This is a genomic window from Kitasatospora sp. NPDC051984, assembly GCF_044593455.1.
GTDB lineage: Bacteria > Actinomycetota > Actinomycetes > Streptomycetales > Streptomycetaceae > Kitasatospora.
The window spans coordinates 317,291-337,810 of sequence record NZ_JBIUCB010000008.1 but is presented as its reverse complement, the minus strand read 5'-3'; the positions used below and the strand labels follow the sequence as shown (position 1 = coordinate 337,810).

The 20,520-nt window shown below is 72.7% G+C and carries 12 protein-coding genes; 5 read left to right on the top strand and 7 right to left on the bottom strand.

The window, feature by feature from the left end; translation table 11 throughout:
• The coding region (locus ACIHEI_RS19170) for a hypothetical protein (protein WP_396607442.1) at positions 1-206 on the top strand (206 nt) is incomplete at its 5' end.
• 46 nt (positions 207-252) lie between these two features.
• On the opposite strand, the gene ACIHEI_RS19165 is transcribed toward ACIHEI_RS19170, so the two are convergent.
• Positions 253-4,971: a multicopper oxidase domain-containing protein gene (locus ACIHEI_RS19165; RefSeq protein WP_396607441.1), complete on the bottom strand. Its 4,719-nt coding sequence runs from the start codon at positions 4,969-4,971 to the stop codon at positions 253-255.
• Positions 4,972-5,266: 295 nt separating this feature from the next.
• Between ACIHEI_RS19165 and ACIHEI_RS19160 the strand changes: the two genes are divergently transcribed.
• Together ACIHEI_RS19160 and ACIHEI_RS19155 are read left to right on the top strand one after the other, a co-directional pair.
• Positions 5,267-5,932: a response regulator transcription factor gene (locus tag ACIHEI_RS19160; protein ID WP_387642767.1), complete on the top strand. Its 666-nt coding sequence runs from the start codon at positions 5,267-5,269 to the stop codon at positions 5,930-5,932.
• Complete coding sequence (locus tag ACIHEI_RS19155; RefSeq protein ID WP_396607440.1) at positions 5,922-6,908, top strand: sensor histidine kinase; 987 nt, start codon at positions 5,922-5,924, stop codon at positions 6,906-6,908. Before ACIHEI_RS19160 ends, ACIHEI_RS19155 begins: the two co-directional genes overlap by 11 nt.
• A 20-nt stretch (positions 6,909-6,928) precedes the next feature.
• On the opposite strand, the gene ACIHEI_RS19150 is transcribed toward ACIHEI_RS19155, so the two are convergent.
• The 6 genes from ACIHEI_RS19150 to ACIHEI_RS19125 all read right to left on the bottom strand — a co-directional run bounded on the left by ACIHEI_RS19150 (position 6,929) and on the right by ACIHEI_RS19125 (position 16,916).
• Positions 6,929-9,982, bottom strand: coding sequence for an alpha-mannosidase (locus ACIHEI_RS19150; RefSeq protein ID WP_396607439.1), 3,054 nt, complete (start codon positions 9,980-9,982; stop codon positions 6,929-6,931).
• 68 nt (positions 9,983-10,050) lie between these two features.
• A complete protein-coding gene (locus ACIHEI_RS19145) occupies positions 10,051-12,006 on the bottom strand; it encodes a glycoside hydrolase family 5 protein (RefSeq protein WP_396607438.1) in 1,956 nt (651 codons plus the stop codon).
• A gap of 95 nt (positions 12,007-12,101) precedes the next feature.
• Positions 12,102-12,947: a carbohydrate ABC transporter permease gene (locus ACIHEI_RS19140; RefSeq protein ID WP_387642771.1), complete on the bottom strand. Its 846-nt coding sequence runs from the start codon at positions 12,945-12,947 to the stop codon at positions 12,102-12,104.
• Positions 12,948-12,954: 7 nt separating this feature from the next.
• A complete protein-coding gene (locus tag ACIHEI_RS19135; protein ID WP_392953539.1) occupies positions 12,955-13,920 on the bottom strand; it encodes a carbohydrate ABC transporter permease in 966 nt (321 codons plus the stop codon).
• Positions 13,917-15,197 carry an ABC transporter substrate-binding protein gene (locus ACIHEI_RS19130; RefSeq protein WP_396607437.1) on the bottom strand — a complete coding sequence of 427 codons (1,281 nt, stop codon included), beginning with the start codon at positions 15,195-15,197 and terminating at the stop codon, positions 13,917-13,919. The genes ACIHEI_RS19135 and ACIHEI_RS19130 overlap by 4 nt, the downstream gene beginning before the upstream one ends.
• A gap of 543 nt (positions 15,198-15,740) precedes the next feature.
• Positions 15,741-16,916, bottom strand: coding sequence for an ROK family protein (locus tag ACIHEI_RS19125; protein ID WP_392953544.1), 1,176 nt, complete (start codon positions 16,914-16,916; stop codon positions 15,741-15,743).
• A 127-nt stretch (positions 16,917-17,043) separates the two neighbouring features.
• On the opposite strand from ACIHEI_RS19125, the gene ACIHEI_RS19120 reads away from it, so the two are divergent.
• Positions 17,044-19,170, top strand: coding sequence for an alpha-galactosidase (locus ACIHEI_RS19120; protein WP_396607436.1), 2,127 nt, complete (start codon positions 17,044-17,046; stop codon positions 19,168-19,170).
• A 200-nt stretch (positions 19,171-19,370) separates the two neighbouring features.
• A complete protein-coding gene (locus tag ACIHEI_RS19115; protein ID WP_396607435.1) occupies positions 19,371-20,519 on the top strand; it encodes a PP2C family protein-serine/threonine phosphatase in 1,149 nt (382 codons plus the stop codon).
• Position 20,520 lies beyond the last annotated feature (1 nt).

Below are 20,520 nucleotides of genomic sequence, written 5' to 3'. Positions count from 1 at the left end.
AGCGGGGCCAGGCCCGCGTCCGCGACAAGGTTCGGCTCGTCGAACACGGCGGAGACGGCCGTCATGGCGTGAGAGGATTGCACTTCAGAGATGCCTTGCCGATTGTGCTGATGGAGCGTAGAGAACTCACATCATCGCAGGTCGCAGGGCATCTCTTCGTTCCGCTCCGCTCCAGCACCGACGGTCAACCGGTGGATTCGGGCTGAACGCTCCGGGAGGGCGGCGCAAGGGCCGCCCTCCCGGAGCGGGGCGTCAGCCGGGGATCCGCCGGATCCCGTTGCCCGCCGCCGAAACCTGCAGCGGGTCGGAGACGGACTTGACGGTCATGCTCGGGAACTGTCCGCCGTAGCCGACGGTGTTGAGCGCGACCACCCGGTAGCTGTACGAGTTCGTCGCCGCGGACGTCATGTCGACGAAGGTGCGGCTCTGGTGGACGTTGGGCTGGTCGAGCGGCGAGGCGATCGTCCCGACGTCGGTCCAGTTCGTGCCGTCGGTGGAGCGCTGGACGGTGAACGAGGTCTCGGTGATCGAGTTGTCCTGCCACTGGAGTTGGACCTTGGCGTTGCTGCCCTGGCCGACCACGGCGGCGCTCAGTCCGTCGGGTTTGGCCGGGGGCAGGGCGAGCGATTCGGGCCGCATCATGTCCATCTCCTCGTGGCTGAGGATGTGGCAGTGGATGACGTACTCCCAGCCGAAGTTGACCAGTTGGTTGGTGATGGCGTTGGTCGGGTTGCCCTGCGGGTCGGTGTTGTTGAACATCGAGGTGTCACCGGCGGGCATCGCCGGGTCCAACAGCCGTACCGAGTTGGGTACTTCGAAGGGCACGGTGGGCACCACGGGTCGCAGCGCGACGATGGTGTCCTCCAGTGGGCTCATCCGGACGGTGTCCTTCCAGCCGAGTTCGTTGGCGTCCGGCCGGATGATGATGTTGTCCCAGGTCACCCGGTTGAGCACTTGGACGTCGTAGAGGTGGAAGTGGATCGGATGGGTGTCGACGCCGTTGTGGGTGAACCGCCAGATCTGGGTGCCGTCGGCGGCGTTTCCGATCGGGGTGACCTTGACGTCTCCTCTTGGTAGCGAGGTGCCGTCGATCAGTTCGGTCTGTGGGTTGATGTAGGGGTACAGGGTGACGTTCTGGGCTCCTGGGGTGGGTGGTTGGGCTTCGACGCCGAGGGTGGCCTGCATGCGGCCGTAGGCGTCGAAGGTGGTGGAGTTCATCTCGTCGTGGATGGCCTTGGGTTGGAGTGGCAGGGTGGTTTTCGACGTCGGCGCTTTGAGCGTGTTGAAGTTGAACGCCGTGGTGTCGTTGACCCGGACCAGTCCGTCGCAGTTGTTCTGCGTCGAGTTCGCGGTGTTGCAGTTGCTGCCGGCGGAGAAGCTGGTGCCGTAGGCCGAGTTGTAGGCCGCCTGGCCGACGATCACCGGGTGCTGGCCGGATTCGAAGACGCCGGAGCCGTCCGCGTGGTGGCGGAAGGCGGCCTGGAGCTTCGACAGGTTGAACGCGGGGGCGGGGGCGGTGTTGGCGACGGTCACCTGCATGACGGTGCGGGTGTTGGGGCCGTAGCCGGGCATGATCTTCGGGGCGCCGGCCGGGGCGAGGTCGGGGGCGCCGGTGTAGTAGTCGTAGGAGGCGATCCGGGCCGGGTAGGCGGCGGGCGCGTCGTTGTAGAGGATCAGGGTCTTGCCCGCGAACTTCGCGAAGTCGACCAGCACGTCGGCCCGTTCGGCGGGGGCGAGGACGAGCGAGTGCTTGTCCACGTTGCCGACGTCGAAGCGGGTCGGGTCGGTGATCCAGGTGGTCGGCTGCTGTCCGTCGATGACGGCGGGGGCGGGCAGGAAGCCGCCCTCGCTGGCGATCTGGATCCAGCTCGGCCCGGCGGCCGCGTTGTGCGCGTCCTTCGGGGTGGGCGACACGTTGGGGTCGGTCTGGGCGGCCTTCAACTCGTCGGGGTTGAGGGCGACTTCGGTGGTGCCGTCACCCTGGTTCGGGTCGGCGGTGTACCACTGGAAGTTGAAGAACCGGTCGTTGGCGGCGTTGAGCATCCGCATCCGGTAGGTCTTCGGCTGGACGGTCAGCTTCGGGTAGGCGACGCCGTTGACGATGGGGGTGTCGTTGAACTGCTCCATGCCCATGGAGATGTTCGGGGTGCCGGGGATCTGTTCCGGCTCGCAGTAGGGCGCGGCCTGGTACTGCCAGGTGGTCGGGTCGTCCAGCTTGCAGTGCGGGTCGTGGTACGGGTTGGGGATCGGCCCGTACGTGGTGTTCCCGGCCGGCGGCCAGAACCACGGCCCGTACATCCAGCGGCCGTAGGCGCTCATGCCGCTGGGGTCGCCGGGGTTCTGCGCGGGCATGTAGACGTGGTGGTACCAGAAGCTGCCCTTTCCGCCCCAGCGTTTGGCGTCCCAGGTCGGGTCCTGGCCGTAGGTGACCCGGTCGCCGCCCGCGTCGAACTGGTCCTTGAGCTGGGCGTCGTCGGGCACGAAGGTGCGGTCCTGGACCAGCAGCGGAATGGTTGACGCGGCGTCGGGGATGGTGCCGCTGCTGATCAGCGCCTTCTCGGTGTCGTCGGTGATGGTGTAGCCGGCCGCTTCGCCCGCGTACACGTTCAGGCGGGTGATGCCGTAGGAGTGGTCGTGGTAGAACATCAGCCGCGCGCTCTGCTGGTTCGTGTAGTAGAACGTCGAGCAGCCGTCGTCGGCGGCGGCGCACAGGGTCGCGCCGGAGCCGTCCACCATGTCGGGCACGTTCTGCACGCCGACGCCCTGCGGCCAGTCGGTCTGCTCACCCGCGGGGGTGATCCACTGGTGCGGGGTGCCGTCGCTGATCCACGGGGTGATGCCGCCGTGCAGGTGCAGGTTGGCCCGGTTGTCCTTGTAGCAGCCGGACTTGGCGTTGGTGCAGGGCGGGTTGCGCACCTCGTCGGTGACGGTGGAGCTGTTGCCGGGGGCGGGCATCGTCATCGGGCCCATGCCGGCGCCCATGCCGGTACTGTCGACCGGCATGAACAGGTCGCCGGCGGCGCCGGTGGGCAGCAGGTTGCGGAACACCACCCGCACCGGCCGGTCCTTGGTGGCGGCGATCAGCGGGCCCATCCACTGCGGTGCGGCGACGCCGGTGTACGGCAGTTGTTGCCGGGTGCCGTCCATCAGCTCGTTGTACAGCGGGACCTTGCGGCCGGGCACCGCGTCGGTGGAGAGCTGGACGTAGCCGCGCACCAGGGTGGGCGGCAGGTCGGAGGAGAACCGGGTGCGGTACTGCACCAGGGCGATGACGTACTGGTCGGCCTGCTTGCCGCCGGTGGTGACGGTCTCCGGCACCGCCTCGGGAATGAACTTGGCCGCCGGGTCGGTGCTCGGGTCGGTCAGCTGCTGCACGTCCGGGCAGCCGGTGCCGTTCGCACCTGGGTTGCAGGTGACGGGCAGCTTGTCCTGGAACTTCTTGATGCCGGGCGTCAGGTAGCCGGCGCCGGGGCTGGTGACGCTGATCGAGCTGATCGCGCCGAGGTTGGTCACGGCGCTCGCCGAAGCCCCCGAACCGCCGTGGCCGGTCGGGTCGGTGACGGTGACGTCGGGCGTCGAGGCGTAGCCGGAGCCGGGCGTGTCGACGGTGAGGGCCAGCAGCTTCAGTCCGCTGCTCGCGGCGGCCGGGGTGGCGCCGGCGATCGGATCGGCGAGGGTGCCGTTGCGGATGGTGACGCCGGGCGCGGCGGTGTAGCCGCTGCCGGGGTCGTCGACGATCACCTTGGCGACGCCGCCGCCCGGGGTCAGGTCGGCCGGGTCGACGTGGCCCTTGGCCACCGTGCCGTCCGGCTGGGCGGGCAGGTCGAAGTCGACGGTCGGCATGGTGTAGCCCGCGCCGCTGTCGGTGACGTTCACGGCCGCCACGCCGCCGGACGCGGTGGCCGCGGCGCCGCTCCCGCCGCCGCCGGTGACGGCGACCTCGAAGCCGCCGTAGCCGCTGCCGCCCGCGCCGACCTTGTAGTCGACCACGCTGCGGGTCTGCTGGATGGCGGCGGTGGCGGTGGCGGCCGTGGTGCCGCCCTCGACGGTGACGGTGGTCGCGCCCTCGGCGTAGCCGTGGCCGGGCGTGGTCACCTCGATGCTCGCGATGCCACCGGTGCGCGGGTCGACGGTGGCGGTGGCCTCCGCGCCGCCGCCGCCTCCGGCCAGCGCGACCTGCGCGCCGAAGGAGTACGTCCGGTCCTGCGTGGCGTAGCGCTCCCAGCCGGGCGCGCCGACGGTGAGGGTGGCGTCCTTGGCGGGGGCGACTCCGGTCGCCGGGCTGGTGCTGTTGTCCGCGCCGGCCGGGTACACCAGGGTGTCGGCCGGGTGCTCGACGCCGGTGTCGACGGGGACGCCCTCGCCGTAGAAGGCGATCAGGTCGCCGGCCTGGACGGGCGTGTCCGGCATGTCGTACGTGGTGATCTCGCCGCCTGCGGTGCCCGCCGCGGGCACCGTGCGCAGTCCGCTGTCGGCGACCACCGTGTACGTGTCGGCGGTGCCGGTCGGGCGCAGCACGTAGCCGTGGAACAGGCCGCCCTCGGAGCTGCTGGGGCTGTTGCCCGGGGTGGTCTGGTTCCAGCTGCGGAAGTTCTTGAGGGTGCCGGCGGGCAGCGGGGTGCTCGTCAGGATGACGAACACCGGCCCGAGTTGGCCCTTCGGGGTGGCGTAGTCGGTGGCGTAGGCCCGGGCGGTCAGCGGGTTGCCCACGGCCACGGTGGTGACGTCGCTGCTGATGTGGACCTTGGCGCGGGAGACCGTGAGCGGGCTGTTCGCCCAGTTCGGCCAGGGGCCGAAGTAGTGCGGGACCTTGCTCTGGTCGGTCGGCCCGGACGGGCCGGCGGCGGCCGCCTGCTGGGTCTGGGCCGGGGGCAGTCCGAGCAGGGCCGCGACCACGGCCCAGACGCCGGCCATCGCGACGAGGTGCCGCCGCTTGCGGCCTGGCGGCCTCGTTGTCTGGCGCGTGAACACGCCGTTTCTCCTTCCGTCGGCACCCGGCCGCCGTCGCGCGGGTCCGTCCCTTCCGGCTCGGCGGGAGCGGCGGGTGCCACGGGGGTGTGCGGGCCGCGTCGCCGGCCGACCACGAGTTGCGGCGGATGCGGCCCCTAGTGTGGGGAGGGCCGCCGGGTGGGCCGGGGAAGATGACATTCCTGTCATGAAGCCGTCATGACGGCACATCAGCTCCGCAGCGCACACACAAAGTGCGATAATCATCCGCAACTTGGGCGCGATTGCCGCCCGGCGGGCGGGGGAGGCAGTACCGAGCATGGCACGACTGCTGGTCGTCGAGGACGAAGCCCGCCTGCGGGCCTACCTGACCCGCACCCTGAGCGCGGACGGCCACCTCGTCCACGGCGCCGCCACCGGCCCCGAAGCCGTCCAGCGCCTGCGCGACCAGGCGTACGACCTGGCCGTGCTCGACCTGATGCTGCCCGGCTTCGACGGCTTCGAAGTGATGCGCCAGACCTTCGAACTACGCCCCGAACAGCGCGTGTTGGTGCTGTCCGCCGTGGTCGACGTGGCCACCCGGGTGCGCTGCCTGCGGATCGGCGCCGTCGACTTCCTCGGCAAACCCTTCGCCACCGCCGAACTGGTCGAACGCGTCCGCTCCCGGCTGCGCACCGCCCCCGCCGGCGCACCCCAGCGCTGGCTGCGGGTCGGCGACGTCGCGCTCGACCTCGAACGGCAGGCGCTCGGCATCGACGGGCGCCAGATCCCGCTCTCGCACCGGGAGTTCATGCTGCTCGGCCACCTGATGCGGCAGGCCGGACAGGTGTGCAGCCGGCACGAACTGCTGGCCGGTGTCTGGGGTTACAGCGACGACCTGGCCAGCAACGTGGTCGACGTGACGGTCCGCCGGATCCGCGGCAAGGCGCCGCGGCCGATCATCGAGACGGTGCGCAACGTCGGGTACGCCTTCAGTGCCTGCTGACCGCACCGCGCGGAATCGCGCTCTCTTCGCGGGCTGGGTGCTGTTCGTCGCCTGCACCCAACTCGTGCTGCTGGTCGCGCCCGAGCTGGAGACGGTGGCGTTCCACCTGGTGTGGATCAGCATGTCCGTCGTCTACGGCTTCCAGGCCTGGTCCACCCGCCGGACGGCCGCGGTGCTCACCACCGTCACCCTGGTCACCGGCGGCACCATGGCCGGGTACGCCGCACACGGCCACCTCGGCTGGGACGAACTCGCCGAAGTCCCGCTGATGGCACTGGTGTTCCTCGCCATGGCCTGGCACGTCCGCCGCCGCGCCGCCGCCCTCGCCGAGGTCCGCGCCGCCGCCGAACGGGAGCGCCGCGCCCAGCAGGACAAGGAGCTGTTCGTCCGCACCTGCTCGCACGAGATGCGCACCCCGATCACCGTCGCCCGCTGCTACGCCGAACTCGTCCAGGGCGAACTGCCCGCCGGGGCCGGGCGGGAGGACCTCGACGTGGTCCTCGACGAACTCGACAAGCTCGCCCGCCTCTCCGGCCGGCTGCTGGTCCTCGCCGACGCCTACCACCCCGCCGAACCCGAGCACGGCCCCGTCGACCTCGACGCCCTGGTGCACCGCACCGTCCAGCGCTGGCGGCCCGCGACCGACCGCCACTGGCACCTGGAGGCGCCCGCCGTCCGCATCGAGGGCGACGAATCCCGCCTGGAGGCCGCCCTCGACGCCCTGGTCGAGAACGCCGTCAAGTACACCGCCCCCGGCGACGCCATCACCCTGCGCTGCCGCACCGGCCGGGACGGCGCCGAACTCGACGTCGAGGACACCGGCGTCGGCTTCGCCCACTCCCCCGCCACCGGCCTGTCCGGCACCGGCCTGGGCCTGGCCATCGTCCGCGCCGTCCTCGACGCGCACGCCGGCGACCTCACCATCTCCCCCGCCCCGCACGGCGGTTCCCTGCTCCGCCTGCGCTTCCCCGGCTGACCGGCCGCCGGGCACCGCCCTCAGGACCCGGTGGCGAGGACGATCCGCAGGGTGCGGATCTCGAACGGGCGGAGGGTGAGGACCGGCCCGGGCCGGTCGGCGGCGTGGACGGGCTCGGCGTCCGGCAGCGGCCGCTCCAGCAGGTCGGTCTCGGTGACGGTGCGCCAGGGGACGGAGACGGCCAGGGTGGTGCGGGCCCGGCCGCCATGGGCCTCGTAGAGGCGGACCACCAGGTCGCCGGACGCGTCGTCGGCGAGTTTGACGGCCTCGATCACCACGGCGTCGTCCGCGACGGAGACCAGCGGGGCCACCGCCGTACCACCGGGCACGGCCCGCTCCGCGAGGTTGAGGGCGTAGCCCTCGCGGACGGCGTCGGCGACCGAGGCGCCGAGCAGCAGGCCGTACCGCAGGCGGTGGGCGCCCTGGTCCGCGTCCGGGTCGGGAAAGCGCGGGGCGCGCAGCAGCGACAGCCGCACGGTCGTGGTGGTGCCACCGTCGGGGCGCACGTCGCGGGTGACGTCGTGGCCGTAGGTGGAGTCGTTGACCAGGGCCGCGCCCCAGCCCCGTTCGCCGACGTGCAGGAAGCGGTGGGCGCAGATCTCGAACCTGGCCGCGTCCCAGCTCGTGTTGGTGTGGGTGGGGCGCCGGACGTGGCCGAAAGGGATCTCCGCGGTGGAGTGGTCGGCCCGCACGTCCAGCGGGAAGGCCGCCTTGAGGATGCGTTCGCGCTCGTGCCAGTCGATCTCGGTGTCGATGTCGAGGCGCCGGGCACCCTCCCGCAGGGACAGCCGCTGCCGGATCCGCGAGCTGCCGAAGCTGCGGCGGACCTCGACGCCGCCGGGCACGGCCGTCACCTCGTCGGCCACGTCCAGGTCGCGGACGGTGTTGCGGTAGAACGCGTCGAGGTCCCAGGCGTCGTACTCGTTGGGGAAGTCCTGGTGGAGCTGGAGCAGGTTGGCCGCGGCGCCGGGCGGCAGGGCCTCGCGGCCGGCGGCCAGGTCGACGGCGGAGACCACCAGGCCGCGGGCGTCGACGGTGAACCGGACCAGCCCGTTGTCCAGCACCAGGCGGCCGTCGCCGTCCGGCACCGGGTCGACCTCGGGCGCCGGCTCCCCCGCGCGCGGCGCCGAGCCGAACGCGGGGACGCCGCCGCGGGCGTGCGGCGCGCCGTTGAAGACCACCGTGCCGTCCCCGGGACCGGCCAGCGCCCGCTGCGCCGCGTCGACGATCCCGGTCAGTTCGGCGTGGACGGCGGCGTACGTCTCCTCGGCCTGCCGGTGCACCCAGGCGATGGACGAGCCGGGCAGGATGTCGTGGAACTGGTGCAGCAGGACGGTCTTCCACAGCCGGTCGAGCGCCTCGTACGGGTACGGCAGGCCGCGGTGCACGGCGGCCGTGGCGGACCACAGTTCGGCCTCGCGCAGCAGGTGCTCGCTGCGCCGATTGCCCTGCTTGGTGCGCAACTGACTGGTCAGCGTGCCCCGGTGGAACTCCAGGTAGAGCTCGCCGAGCCACACCGGCGCGTCGGGGTACTCGGCGTGGGCGCGCGCGAAGAACGCGGCGGGCGGTTCGATCTCGACCCGCGGCGAGCCCTCCAGGTCGGCGAGCCGCTCGGCGCGGGCCAGCATCTCCCGGGTGGGCCCGCCGCCGCCGTCGCCGTACCCGAACGGCAGCAGCGACCGGTTGGCGGGCCCCTTGTCCTGGAAGTTGCGGACGGTGTGGGCGAGTTCGACGCCGGTCAGCTCGCCGTTGTAGGTGTCCGCGGGCGGGAAGTGGGTGAAGATCCGGGTGCCGTCGATGCCCTCCCACCAGAAGGTGTGGTGCGGGAACTTGTTGGTGGTGTTCCAGGAGATCTTCTGGGTGAGGAACCAGCGCACCCCGGCGAGTTTCAGCAGCTGCGGCATCGCCGCCTGGTAGCCGAAGGTGTCGGGCAGCCACAGCTCCTCGGTCTCGACGCCGAACTCCTGCGCGTAGAACCGTTTGCCGTGGACGAGTTGGCGGGCGAACGCCTCCCCGCCGGTGATGTTGGTGTCGGGTTCCACCCACAGGCTGCCCACCGGGAGGAACTGCCCGCTCGCGGCCTTCTCCCGGACCCGGGCGTAGAGCGCCGGGTGCTGCTCCTTCAGCCAGGCCAGCTGCTGCGCCTGGGACATCGCGAAGCGGAAGCCGGGGTGATGGTCCATCAGGTGGGTGACGTTCGAGACCGTCCGGGCGACCTTGCGGGCGGCCTCGCGCAGCGGCCACAGCCAGGCGGTGTCGATGTGGGCGTGCCCGACCGCGGAGATCCGGTGGGCGCCGGCGGTCGCGGGCGCGGCCAGGGCCGGGCGCAGGACGGCCCGGGCGGCGGCCGCGGTGGCCGGGACGTCCTGCACGTCCACGGCGTCCAGGGCCCGTTCGAGGGTGTGCAGGAGCTGCCAGCGTCGCTCCGCGCCCTCGGGCAGGGCGTGCATCAACTCGCCGAGCACGTCGAGGTCCTGGGCGAGCTCCCAGACCTCCCGGTCGAAGACGGTCAGCTCGGCCCGGCGCAGCCGGTAGAGCGGGTCGCCGTCGGCGGCCGCCGCGCCGGTCAGCCAGGCCGGCCGGTCCCCGGCCCGGGTCGGCGCGTGGTGCGCCTCGCCGGGCAGCGGCACGGTCGGGTTGGCGGCGGCCTCCACGTAGTACGTGAAGCGCTCGCCGCCGCTCGCCGGGTCGGCGACGGGGATCCAGGCGTTGCGCGGATTGAGCGCCTTCACCACGCTGCCGTCGGGGCGGTGCACCAGGCCCTCGGTGGAGAAACCGGGGCCGGTGACGTCGAAGCCCAGGTCGAGCACCGCCTCGATCCGCTGCCCCGCCCAGTGGGCGGGGACTTCGCCGCTGATCCGGAACCAGCTGGTCGACCAGGCCGGCCCCCACCGGTGCCCGACCGCGACGGGCCGGTACGGCGCGGCGATCGCCTGCGCGGCGGGCACCGGCTCTCCGGGGGCGTTCCAGATCTCCACCGTCAGCGGCAGCGCGCGGGCGTGGACGGCCGGGCGGACGCGCTGCGACAGGACGCGGGCGAGCCGCTGCTCGGTCAACCGCTGCTTGCTGTGCACGGGAGTGCTCCCTTCGTGGCGGGGCGGGGCGCGGGCATGGGCGTGGGCCGGTCAGTTCGGCGGACGGGTCAGTTCAGCGGGCGGCACAGCAGCGCGTCGGGCACGCCGCCGTGGTTCCACTTCCAGGTGTAGGCGACGCCCGCCAGGTACTCGTTGTCGGCGCACTGGCCCTTGTAGTAGCCGGGCGCCCAGTCGCTGGCCGCCGAACCGCCGGTGGCGGGCCGGTTGTCGCCGCTGTCGAACCACACGTTGCGCCCGGTCAGGGGCAGCGCGTTGGCGGCGGGCGCGCACAGCAGGGCGGACATCGCGTTGCGGTTGACGCTGTAGCCGACGGCGAAGGTGTTGTCCGGGCACTGGAGCTTGTTGTAGCCGCTCGCCCAGTCCCCGTGGGTGACGTAGCGCTCGTCGGTGACGGTCGTCCAGGCGCCGGCGCCCTTGGCGGGCCGGCCGGCGTCGGTGCACAGGCCGCGGCTGTCGCTGCGGCCGAGGCCGGCCAGGCGCTGGGTGTCGGGGCAGTTGCCCTTGCGGTTGCCGTAGGACCAGTCGGGCCCGGCCAGCATGGCGGCGGACAGGTTGGCGTCGTAGTGGTCGAGGTTGAGCATGTTCCAGCGCGGGCCGTCGGCGACCGGTCCGCTGCGGGCGGGGGCGCCGATCAGCTTGTTCCAGTCGGCGGCGCGCCAGTCGCCGGTGTCCATGACGCCGAGCCGGGTGCCGTCCGCCGCGTAGTTGACCATCGCCCAGTTGTCCTGCGGCGTGCCGGTGTTGTCGCTCCAGCCGACCAGCGGCCAGATCGCGAAGTCGGTGTCGTTGCGCACCAGGATGTCGGTGAAGTTGTCGAACCAGGCGCGTTCGCGGGCGTCGGCGGGGCCGCGGCCGGCGGCGCCGAACTCGCTGATCCACACCGGTGCGGTGAAGTGCTGGCCGGTGCGGGTGACGAACAGCGCCTCGTCGTCGACCGCCTGGGCGAGCTGGTCGGGGGTGAGTTCCTCGTAGCGCGCGTCGTGGGTCTCGCCGGTGCCGGTGGCGCCGGTGTGCCTGGGGCCGGTGTAGCCGTAGAAGTGCGCGGAGTAGACGAGTTTGTCGGAGCGGATCAGGGTGTTGGACAGGGTGGCGACGGGGGTGAGCATCGGGCGCCAGTGCGGGGTCAGGTCGGTCGGGATGCCCTGCCAGTTGATGCCTTCCATGACGATCAGCAGGTCGGGGTCGGCCTGCAGGATCCGGTTGCCGGCGTCCTCCAGCGCCTGGTTGAGGTCGTGGTCGTCGCCCCAGCCCCAGTTGGCGTCGTTCCAGGTGTCGCGGCGGACCTCGTTGCGCAGGTCGGCGCCGACCACCCGCTTGTTGTCCCGGTACCGCTTGGCCAGGAACACCCAGTCGTCGATCCACTGCTGGGTGGACTGCCCGCTGTTCCAGCGTTCGTTGCCGTCCAGGCCGCAGCAGAACCGGTAGCTGGTGGTGTGGTTGTTGAGGATCACCGCGAAGCCGTCCGCGGTCAGCGCCGCGACCACGGCGTCCATCACCTGCAGCGGCGTCTTGCCCCTGAGCTGCGGGTTGGCCGCGACGGCCGAGTCCGGGACGGCGGTGGTGTCGTGGACGAGCGCGTTGGCGAACGGCAGCCGGATGCTGTTCAGGCCCATGGTGTGGAAGTCGGCCAGGATTCGGGCGATCGGAGTCCGGTCCAGGCCCAGCGGAATGTTGTTCGACATCTGCCGGGCCTGGTGGTTCGCCGGGTCGCGGACGTCGCCGCTGCCCTGCCAAGTGCCTTGGGCTCCAGCCCAGTTGCCGGACTTGAGCTTGAACCGGTCGCCGTTCGCGTCGACCACGTACCGGCCCCGGGTGGACAGCGGGCCGGCCCAGGAGGCGGCGAGCTGCGGGCCGGTGAGGACGGGCGCCGCGACGGTCGGAGTGTCGGCGGCGGACGCGGCGGGCGCGGCGGACGCGGTGGGGGTGAGGGTGCCGAGCACGAGGGCGCACGCCGCGGCGAGGGCGGCGGACGTACACCGGAGCACGGTGGGGCGAGGTTTCACGGAACGCTCCTGACGAGGGGAGAGGTGCGTCTGACCTTGCGCGATGCGGTGGTGCGGTGGTGCGGTGGTGCGGTAATGAGGGTGGTGACGCCGGGTCAGCCCTTGAGGCCGCTGGAGGCGATGCCTTCGACGATGTACCGCTGGGCGACCAGGAACATGACGACCAGCGGCGTGATGGTGACCACAGCGCCGGCGAACAGCCCGGGAAGGTTGATGGTCTGCGAGGTGAGGAAGGTGGACAGCGCGATCTGCGCGGTCCAGGCGGACGGGTCCTGGCCGATCACCAGCGGCCACAGGAAGGCGTTCCAGCTGTCGATGAAGGCCAGTGCCCCGAGCGAGGCCAGCATCGCCCCGGAGCTGGGCAGCGCGATCCGCCGGTACAGGCCGAGCCAGCCGAGGCCGTCGAGCCGGCCGGCGTCCTCGATCTCGCTCGGGAACTGCAGGTAGAAGTTGCGGAACAGCAGCACCGCGAACGGGTTGAACAGGCCGGGCGCGACGATGCCCCACAGCGTGTTGACGCCCCCCATCGAGCCGACCACGACGAACGTCGGCACGAAGGTCGCCGAGCCGGGGATCATCAGCGTCGCCACCACCAGCGCCAGCACCACGCCGCGCCCGCGGACGGGAATCCGGGCCAGCGCGTACCCGGCGGCCGAGGCGAGCAGCGTGGACAGCGGCGCGGTGACGGCGGCGACCAGCAGCGAGTTGCCGAGCGCCGGGCCCATCGCGACGGACGGGTCCTGGAACAGCGCGGTGAAGTTGTCGAAGTGCATGGTGGACGGCCACCACGTCCACTCCGGCGCCGTCAGACCCCGGCTGTCCATCAGCGCGTTGCGGAGCATCAGGTAGAAGGGCGCCAGGAAGACCGCGGTCAGCAGGCCGATCAGCAGGCCGCGGACGGTGACGCGGGCGGCCCGCAGCGGGGCGGACAAGGTGCTCATGCGGCGCTCACTCCCCGGCCCGGCCGAAGCCGGTGACCCGGCCCTGGATCAGCGTCACCCCGACGATCAGGGCGGTCAGCAGGAACGCCCCGGCGGAGCCGACGCCGTAGTTCTGGCTTCCCAGCGCGGTGTTGTAGAGGTGGACCAGCGGGGTCTGCACGGGCGCCGTCCCGGTGCCGGACATTCCGCTGCTGAACAGGTTGTAGAACTCGTCGAAGGCCTGGAACGCGGCGATGAACAGCAGCATCAGCACGGCGACGGAGGTGTTGCGCAGCATCGGCAGGGTGATGCCGGTCAGCAGCCGCCGGCCGGAGGCCCCGTCGAGCGCCGCGGCCTCGTACACCTCCCGCGGAATGGCCTGCAGGCCGGCCAGGAACAGCACCATGTAGAAGCCGACCTGGAGCCACAGCCGCAGCGTCACCAGCACCACCCAGTACAGCGGTGGCGAGACGGTCTGCAGCCAGGGCACGGGCTCGGCGCCGAACCAGCCGCCGATCAGGTTGGCGACACCGGTCGGCAGCCCGTTGAACAGGCACATCTTCCACAGCAGCGAGGCCGCCACGTACGAGACGGCGGTCGGGATCAGGAAGGCGGTGCGCAGCAGTGCCCGGCCGCGCCGGACGCGGTGCACGAGCAGGGCGAGGCCGAGCGAGGCCGCGAAGGTGACCGGCACGATGAAGGCGGTGAACAGCAGGATCGTCAACAGCGAGTCGCGGAAGGCATGGTCGGCCAGCAGCGTGCGGTAGTTGTCGAGTCCGACCCAGTGGCCGAGGGCGATGCTGCCGCGCGCCTCGCTGAGGCTGAGCAGGAAGCTCCAGCCGATCGCCAGGTACTTGAAGAGACCGAGCCCGATCAGCATGGGCGCGGTGAGCAGGGCGAACGCGAGCCGGCCGGAACGGCTCGCCCGGGCGGCCCGGGCGGTGCGGGCCCGTCGGCCGGCCGCGGGACGGGTCCTGTCGAGGGCGGGGATCATCGGCCGAGCTGCTTGTCGATCTCGCTCTGGGCCTTGCCCGCCGCGTCGGCGAGCAGGGCGGCGGGGTCGCCCTGGCCGGTGGCGATCTTCGCCGCGGCCGCGTTGAAGGCGGTGCTGACCGCGGTGTTCCAGGTGCCGGGGTTGTGCCGGCCGTACTTCAGGGCGAGGTCGACGGTCTCCTTCGCGGGGCCGGTGGTGAGCTTGGTCGCGGTGGCGGCCACCGACGCGCGCGGCGGCACGTGCAGGCCGTAGCTCTCGGCGAAGTCCCGCTGCAGGTCGGAGTTCTGCACCCACAGCCACTGGACGAACTTCTTCGCCGCGTCCACGTGCCGGCCCTTGGCGTTGACGCAGCTGGTCCAGCCGCCGACCCGCAGCACGGGGGTGCCGCCCTCGCGGAACGCGGGCCACGGCATGACGCCGAAGTCGTCGCCGAGCGCGGTCTGGACGGCGGGCATCGCCCACAAGCCGCACCACTGCATCGCCGCCATGCCCTGGGTGAACGCGGACGGGTCCCACCAGTCGGTGGTGAAGCCGAGCAGCAGCGACTTGTCGTCGTGCAGGCGCTTGAAGGCGGTGAGCGCCTCCAGGGCCTGCGGCGAGCCGAACGCCACCTTGCCCTCGCGGGTGACCAGTTCGCCGCCGGTGGACATCACGGCGATGGCGGGGCCGTCGCCGGTGCCGTCGGTGCCCAGGTACAGGCCCTTGGACTTTCCGGTGCTCAGCGCCTTCGCGGCGGCGGCCAGGCCGTCGAAGGTGGTGGGCGGGGTGATTCCGGCCGCGGCCAGGACGCTCTTGCGGTAGTAGACCATCAGCACGTCGTCGATCATCTTGACGCCGTACAGCTTGCCCTCGACGGTGACGGTGTCGAGGGCGGCGGCGTTGAAGTCGGCCTTGGCGTCGCCGTAGAGGTCGTCGAGCGGGGCTATCTGCCCGCGGTGGGCGAGGCCCTCGTCGAAGTCGCCGATCTCGAACACGTCGGGGGCCGCGTCTGTCAGCAGGCTCGCGTAGAGCTTGCCCGCGTAGTCGCCCGGGACCCAGGTCACCTTGACCGCGATGTCCGGGTTGGCCTTGGTGAAGGCGGTGGCGTAGCGGAGCACTGCCTGCTGGGTGCCGGCCTCGCCGTAGGCGTGGTACCAGACGTTGAGGGTGGTCCTACCGCCGGAGGACCCGCCGGTGGGATCGGTACTGCAGGCGGTGCTGACGACCGCTCCGGCGGCGATCAGCAGCGATCCGGTGAGGAACCTGCGTCGGTCGATCTGGGGCGCGGGGGTGTTCATGGGGCGCGTGTCCTTGCTGTGAGGGGGTTGCAGGGCACTTGCTCACCCCGACCGGCTCGTCGCCGCTGCCTGCCGGCCCGGGCGGGCGGCGGGCGGGGGTCGGGGGTCGGGACTCGGGGGCCGAAAGGTCGGCGGTCGGACGGTCGGGAAATCGGTGGACGGGGGCCGGCGGTCAAGGGGCCGAGAGGTCGGCAGTCCGGCGGTCGGCAGTCGGCAGTCGGCGGTCGGCAGTCGGGAATCGGTGCCGAGGAGTCAGCGGTCGGGCAGTCAGAGACCGGGAAGTCGGGGGCGGGGTCGGGAAGTCGGAGGGTCGGGCGCGGCTGCGGGTCGGCCGCCGCCGGCGGTTGCGGGAAGAGCGCCTGGATGGCCACCGCCGCGCCGCCGCAGGCCGGGAATCGGTGCCGAGAGATCGGCGATCGGGGACTCGGTGGTCGGGAATCGGGGGCCGAGGGATCGGCAGTCGGGCGGTCGGCGGTCTGGGTGTCGGCAGTCGGACGGTCGGGGGCGGGGTCGGGAAGTCGGAGGGTCGGGCGCGGCTGCGGGTCAGCCGCCGGCGGGCGGTTGCGGGAAGAGCGCCTGGATGGCCACCGCGGCGCCGCCGCGGGCCCATTCCTGCCAGGGCAGCGGGCGCAGCGACAGTGGGCAGCGGGAGGCCGCGCCGAAGGCGTGCGCCGCGTACGCGTCCTGGATGTGACGGCTGAACAGGTCGTAGGCGTCGACGCCCTCGCCGCTGACCACCACCCGCTCCGGGCCGATCAGGTTGACCAGCGCGGCGATGCCGGTGCCGATCGCCTTCCCGGCCCTGGCGAACGCCTCGCGGGCCTCGGGCCGGCCCTCGCGGGCCATCCGGACCACCTCGGGGAAGGTGAGCCGCGGATCTCCGGCCGCCTGCCGGACGGTGTCGAGGATGACGTCGATCGATCCGATCGCCTCGACGCAGCCCCGGGCGCCGCACCGGCAGCGCGGCCCGGCCGGGTCGACGCACAGGTGGCCGACCTCGCCGGCGACGCCGTACGCGCCGCGCATCAGCTGGCCGTTGACGACCAGGGCGGAGCCGATGCCCGAACCGATGGTGACCAGGGCGAAGTAGCCGGTGCCGATGCCTTCGCCGAACCAGTGCTCGGCGACCGTCAGCGCCCGCACGTCGTTCTCCACGGTGACGCTCAACCCGGTTGCGGCCTCCAGTAGTTCGGCCAGCGGGACGTTGCGCCAGCCGAGCAGGCCGGAGTGCCGCAGCCGTCCCCTGTCGCGGTCCACGTCGCCGTTCACCGCGATCCCGAGGTGGCGGGTGCGGGCCCGGAACCCGGGCTCGGAGTCGAGCAGTTCCTCGACCAGTTCGGCGAGCACCGCAGTGACGGCCTCCGGGGTGCAGACCTCCACCGGCCGGACTGCGGTGTCCCGGATGCCCGCCCTCAAGTCGCATACCGCGCCGAAGAGTTGGTCGGCGCTGATTTTCACGCCGAGGAAGTACTCGCGGTCCCGGTCGACCGCGAGCGGGTACACCGGCCGGCCCGCACCGGGGGCGGTGCGCTCGGGTGGCAGTTCGTACAGGTAGCCACCGTCGATCAGTGGCCGGGCCGCCTTGGTGACGGCCGTCGAGGAGAGCCCGGTGCGGCGCGCCAACTCGACTCTGCTGAGCGGCCCTTCGGCCAGCAGACGGGAAAGGATCGCGGTCTCGGCCGGGGCGCTGACAAGGGGTTGCGAGCGTTGTCGGGACACGTGGGCAATCTAGAGCAAATAAATAACTTCCGACAGTATTGATTCGGGGACCGGGACCGCCCTACGCTCGGGAGCCGCCTCCGGCCGGACGCCACCCAACTCCCTTCGCGCGTCAGGGGTTTCACTCGTGCCCGCCACGCCTCCGCCCGTCAGCTTCGACCCCGACCGCGGCCTCGCGGTCCTGCGCACCCCGAACAGCGTGTACGCCCTGCGCCTGCACTCCGACGGCAGCCCCCGGCACCTGTACTGGGGCGCCCCGCTCGACACCGCCGCCCTGGCGGCGCTGCCCGCCGCCGGCTCCCCCGCCGACAGCAGCTTCGAGGACGACGCCGCCGCCGACGAACTCGCGCCGCAGACCGGCGCGCGCTTCGGCCCGGCCGGCCTCCAGGTCCGCTTCGCCGACGGCACCCGCGGCGCCCAGTGGCGCTTCACCGGCCACCACGTCGACGGCGGCGAACTGCGGCTGCGCCTCCAGGACCGCCGCCGCCCGCTGCGCGCCGAACTCTGCTACCGCGTCCGGCCCGACAGCGACGTGATCGAGCGCTGGACCGAACTGACCCACCTCGGCCCCGCGGACGGCCCCGACGAACCGATCACCGTCGACCGGCTCGACTCGGCCGCCTGGCGGACCCCCGCGCTGGCCGACTACCGACTCAGCCACCTGGTGGGCGGCTGGAACAGCGAGTTCCAGCTGCGGCGCGACCGGCTGCCGGTCGCCGAGACCGTCCTGACCAGCCGCCGGGGCCTGACCGGGCACCACGCGAACCCATGGCTGGCCGTGGACGACGGCACCGCGGCCGAGGAACACGGCGAGGTGTGGAGCACCGCACTGGCCTGGAGCGGCAGTTGGCGCATCACCGTGCACCGCGACCCGGTCGGCCGCACCGGCTGGACCGGCGGCTTCGGCCACGACGGCACCACCTGGACGCTGCGGGCCGGCGAACGGCTGCACACCCCCGTGTTCGCCGGCCTGTACACCGCCAACGGCTTCGGCGCGTCCAGTACCGCCTGGCACGACCACGTGCGCCGGCACGTCCTGCCGCGGCCCGAACAGGACCGGCCGGTGCTGTACAACTCCTGGGAGGCCACCGGCTTCGACGTCTCCGAGGCCGGCCAGCTCCGCCTGGCGCGGCTCGCCGCCGGGCTCGGCGCCGAACTGTTCGTACTGGACGACGGCTGGTTCGGCACCCGGCGCGACGACCGCTCCGGGCTCGGCGACTGGACGCCCCGGCCCGCCGCCTTCCCCCGCGGGCTGCGCCCGCTGGCCGACGAAGTACACCGGCTCGGAATGGAGTTCGGACTCTGGGTGGAACCGGAGATGGTCAACCGCGACAGCGAGCTGTACCGCACCCACCCCGACTGGGTGGCGCACTCCCCGCACCTGGACGCCACCGAGCTGCGCCACCAACTGGTACTGAACTTCGCCCGGCCGGAGGTCGAGTCCTGGGCCCACGGCACGCTCGACGCCCTGGTCCGCGAACACGCCGTCGACTGGCTGAAGTGGGACGCCAACCGGCCCTTCACCGAAGCAGGTTGGGACGGCCACCCGGACCCGGACCGGCTGTGGATCGAACACACCCGGGCCGTCCACCGGATCATGGACCGGCTGCGCGCCGACCACCCGGGCCTGCGCATCGAGGCCTGCGCGGGCGGCGGCGGCCGGGTCGACCTCGGCATGCTCGCCCGCACCGACCAGGCCTGGACGTCCGACAACACCGACCCGGTCGACCGGATCGGGATCCAGCACGGCTTCTCACAGCTCTTCCCCGCCCAGGCGATGGCCGCGTGGGTCACCGACAGCCCCAACCCGGCGACCGGGCGGAGCACCCCGCTGCGGTTCCGCTTCCACGTCGCGATGGCCGGGGCGCTCGGGATCGGCGGCGACCTGACGTCCTGGTCGGCGGAGGACCTCGCCGAGGCCGCCGAACTCGTCACCCGCTACAAGCAGATCCGCCCGCTCGTCCAGCGCGGCGTCCAGCACCGGCTCGCGCCGCCCGGACCGGTGGGCGCCGTCCACTACGCCTCCCACGACGGCCGGGACCACGCGCTCCTCGTCTGGCGCCCCACCACCCGCTTCGGGCACCCGCCCGCCCCGATCCGCCTGCCCACGCTCGACCCCGCCGCCAACTACCTCGACCTGGACCGGAACCAGGAGTACAGCGGCGCCGTCCTGGTCCACCGCGGCATCGAGCCACCGCTGCCGGCCGGCGACTACGCCAGCTGCCTGGTCCGCCTGTGCCGCGCCGACGACTGACCACCGGCGACTGACCGGCTGCCGCGCAGCGGTGTGCCACGCAGCGGTGTGCCGCGCAGCGGTGTGCCGCGCAGCGGTGTGCCGCGCAGCGGTGTGCCGCGCAGCGGTGTGCCGCGCAGCGGTGTGGCGGCGCGCCCAAGGCCCCTGCCTCGCGGGAGGATTGCGCGGCAGTTGTGCGGGCGGGTGGGAGGTGAGTGCCGGTGTGGACCGACGGCGGTGAGGACGGCGCGGGGTACGGGGTCGGCAGGGTGGGGCGGGTGGTGTCGCTGGGGACCGCCGTCCTGATGTACTGCGTGATGGTCGGCCTGCAGTTCGCGCCGGACGGCTGGCAGACGCCGTCGGTGGTGGTCGCGGTGCCGGCCCTGGTGTCGATGGCGTTCCGGCCGCCGATGATCCTGGCGTCGGCGGTGCTCGCGATCGGCACCCGCTGGGCCTTCGTCCCGGACGAGCCGGGCCGGATCGGCGCCGCGATCGGCACCACCTCGGTGATCGCCATCATCGCGGCGCTGGGCGTCTTCCTGGTGCACCGTCGCGAGCAGGCGGCCGCGCACCTGGTGGAGGTCAGCTCGGTCGCCGAGGCCGCCCAGCGCGCGATCCTGCGGCCGCCGCCGCCCGTCGTCGGACCGTTCCGCACCGCCGCCGCGTACCGGGCCGCCGCACAGTACGCCCGCGTCGGCGGGGACTTGTACGCGGTGGCGGACACCGCGTTCGGCGTCCGCGCCCTGATCGGCGACGTCCGCGGCAAGGGCCTGGACGCCGTCGCCACCGCCGCCGTCATCCTCGGTTCGTTCCACGAGGCCGCCCAGGACCACGCCCGCCTCGACGACCTCGCGGACCGGATGGACACCAGCCTGCGGCGCCACCTGAACGACTCGGAGGCGTTCGGCACCGCCTTCCTGGTCGAGATCGCCGCCGACGGAACCGCCCACGGGCTGTCCTGCGGGCACCCGCCGCCGCTGATCCTGCGCGGCACCGGCGTCGCCGAACTCCCGGTCTCCCCGCGCCCGCCGCTCGGCCTGAGCGGCCTGCTCCCCGACCCGGTGGCCGCGGAGCCCGCACCCGCCGTCCCGCTGGGCCCCGGCGACACCCTGCTGCTGTACACCGACGGCCTCACCGAGGCCCGCGCCGCCGACGGCGCCTTCTACCCGCTGCTCCCCCGCCTGACCGCCCACCTGGAGTCGCAGCCCGACGGCCCCGACCCCGTCGCCCTGCTGGACTGGCTGCACCGCGACTCCCGCGCCTTCGCCACCGGCGGCGCCGACGACGACGCCGCGCTGCTCGCGCTGGCCTGGCCGCGGGTCGTGGAACATCCCAGAAACCTGGGATACCCGGAGCGCCCACCCCTCTGAC

What these genes read in the sequence shown, in the direction of transcription:
- ACIHEI_RS19160 (WP_387642767.1), top strand. Translation starts at nt 5,267, where the DNA reads ATGGCACGACTGCTGGTCGTCGAGGACGAAGCCCGCCTGCGGGCCTAC.
- ACIHEI_RS19140 (WP_387642771.1), bottom strand. Translation starts at nt 12,947, where the DNA reads ATGAGCACCTTGTCCGCCCCGCTGCGGGCCGCCCGCGTCACCGTCCGC.
- ACIHEI_RS19135 (WP_392953539.1), bottom strand. Translation starts at nt 13,920, where the DNA reads ATGATCCCCGCCCTCGACAGGACCCGTCCCGCGGCCGGCCGACGGGCC.
- ACIHEI_RS19130 (WP_396607437.1), bottom strand. Translation starts at nt 15,197, where the DNA reads ATGAACACCCCCGCGCCCCAGATCGACCGACGCAGGTTCCTCACCGGA.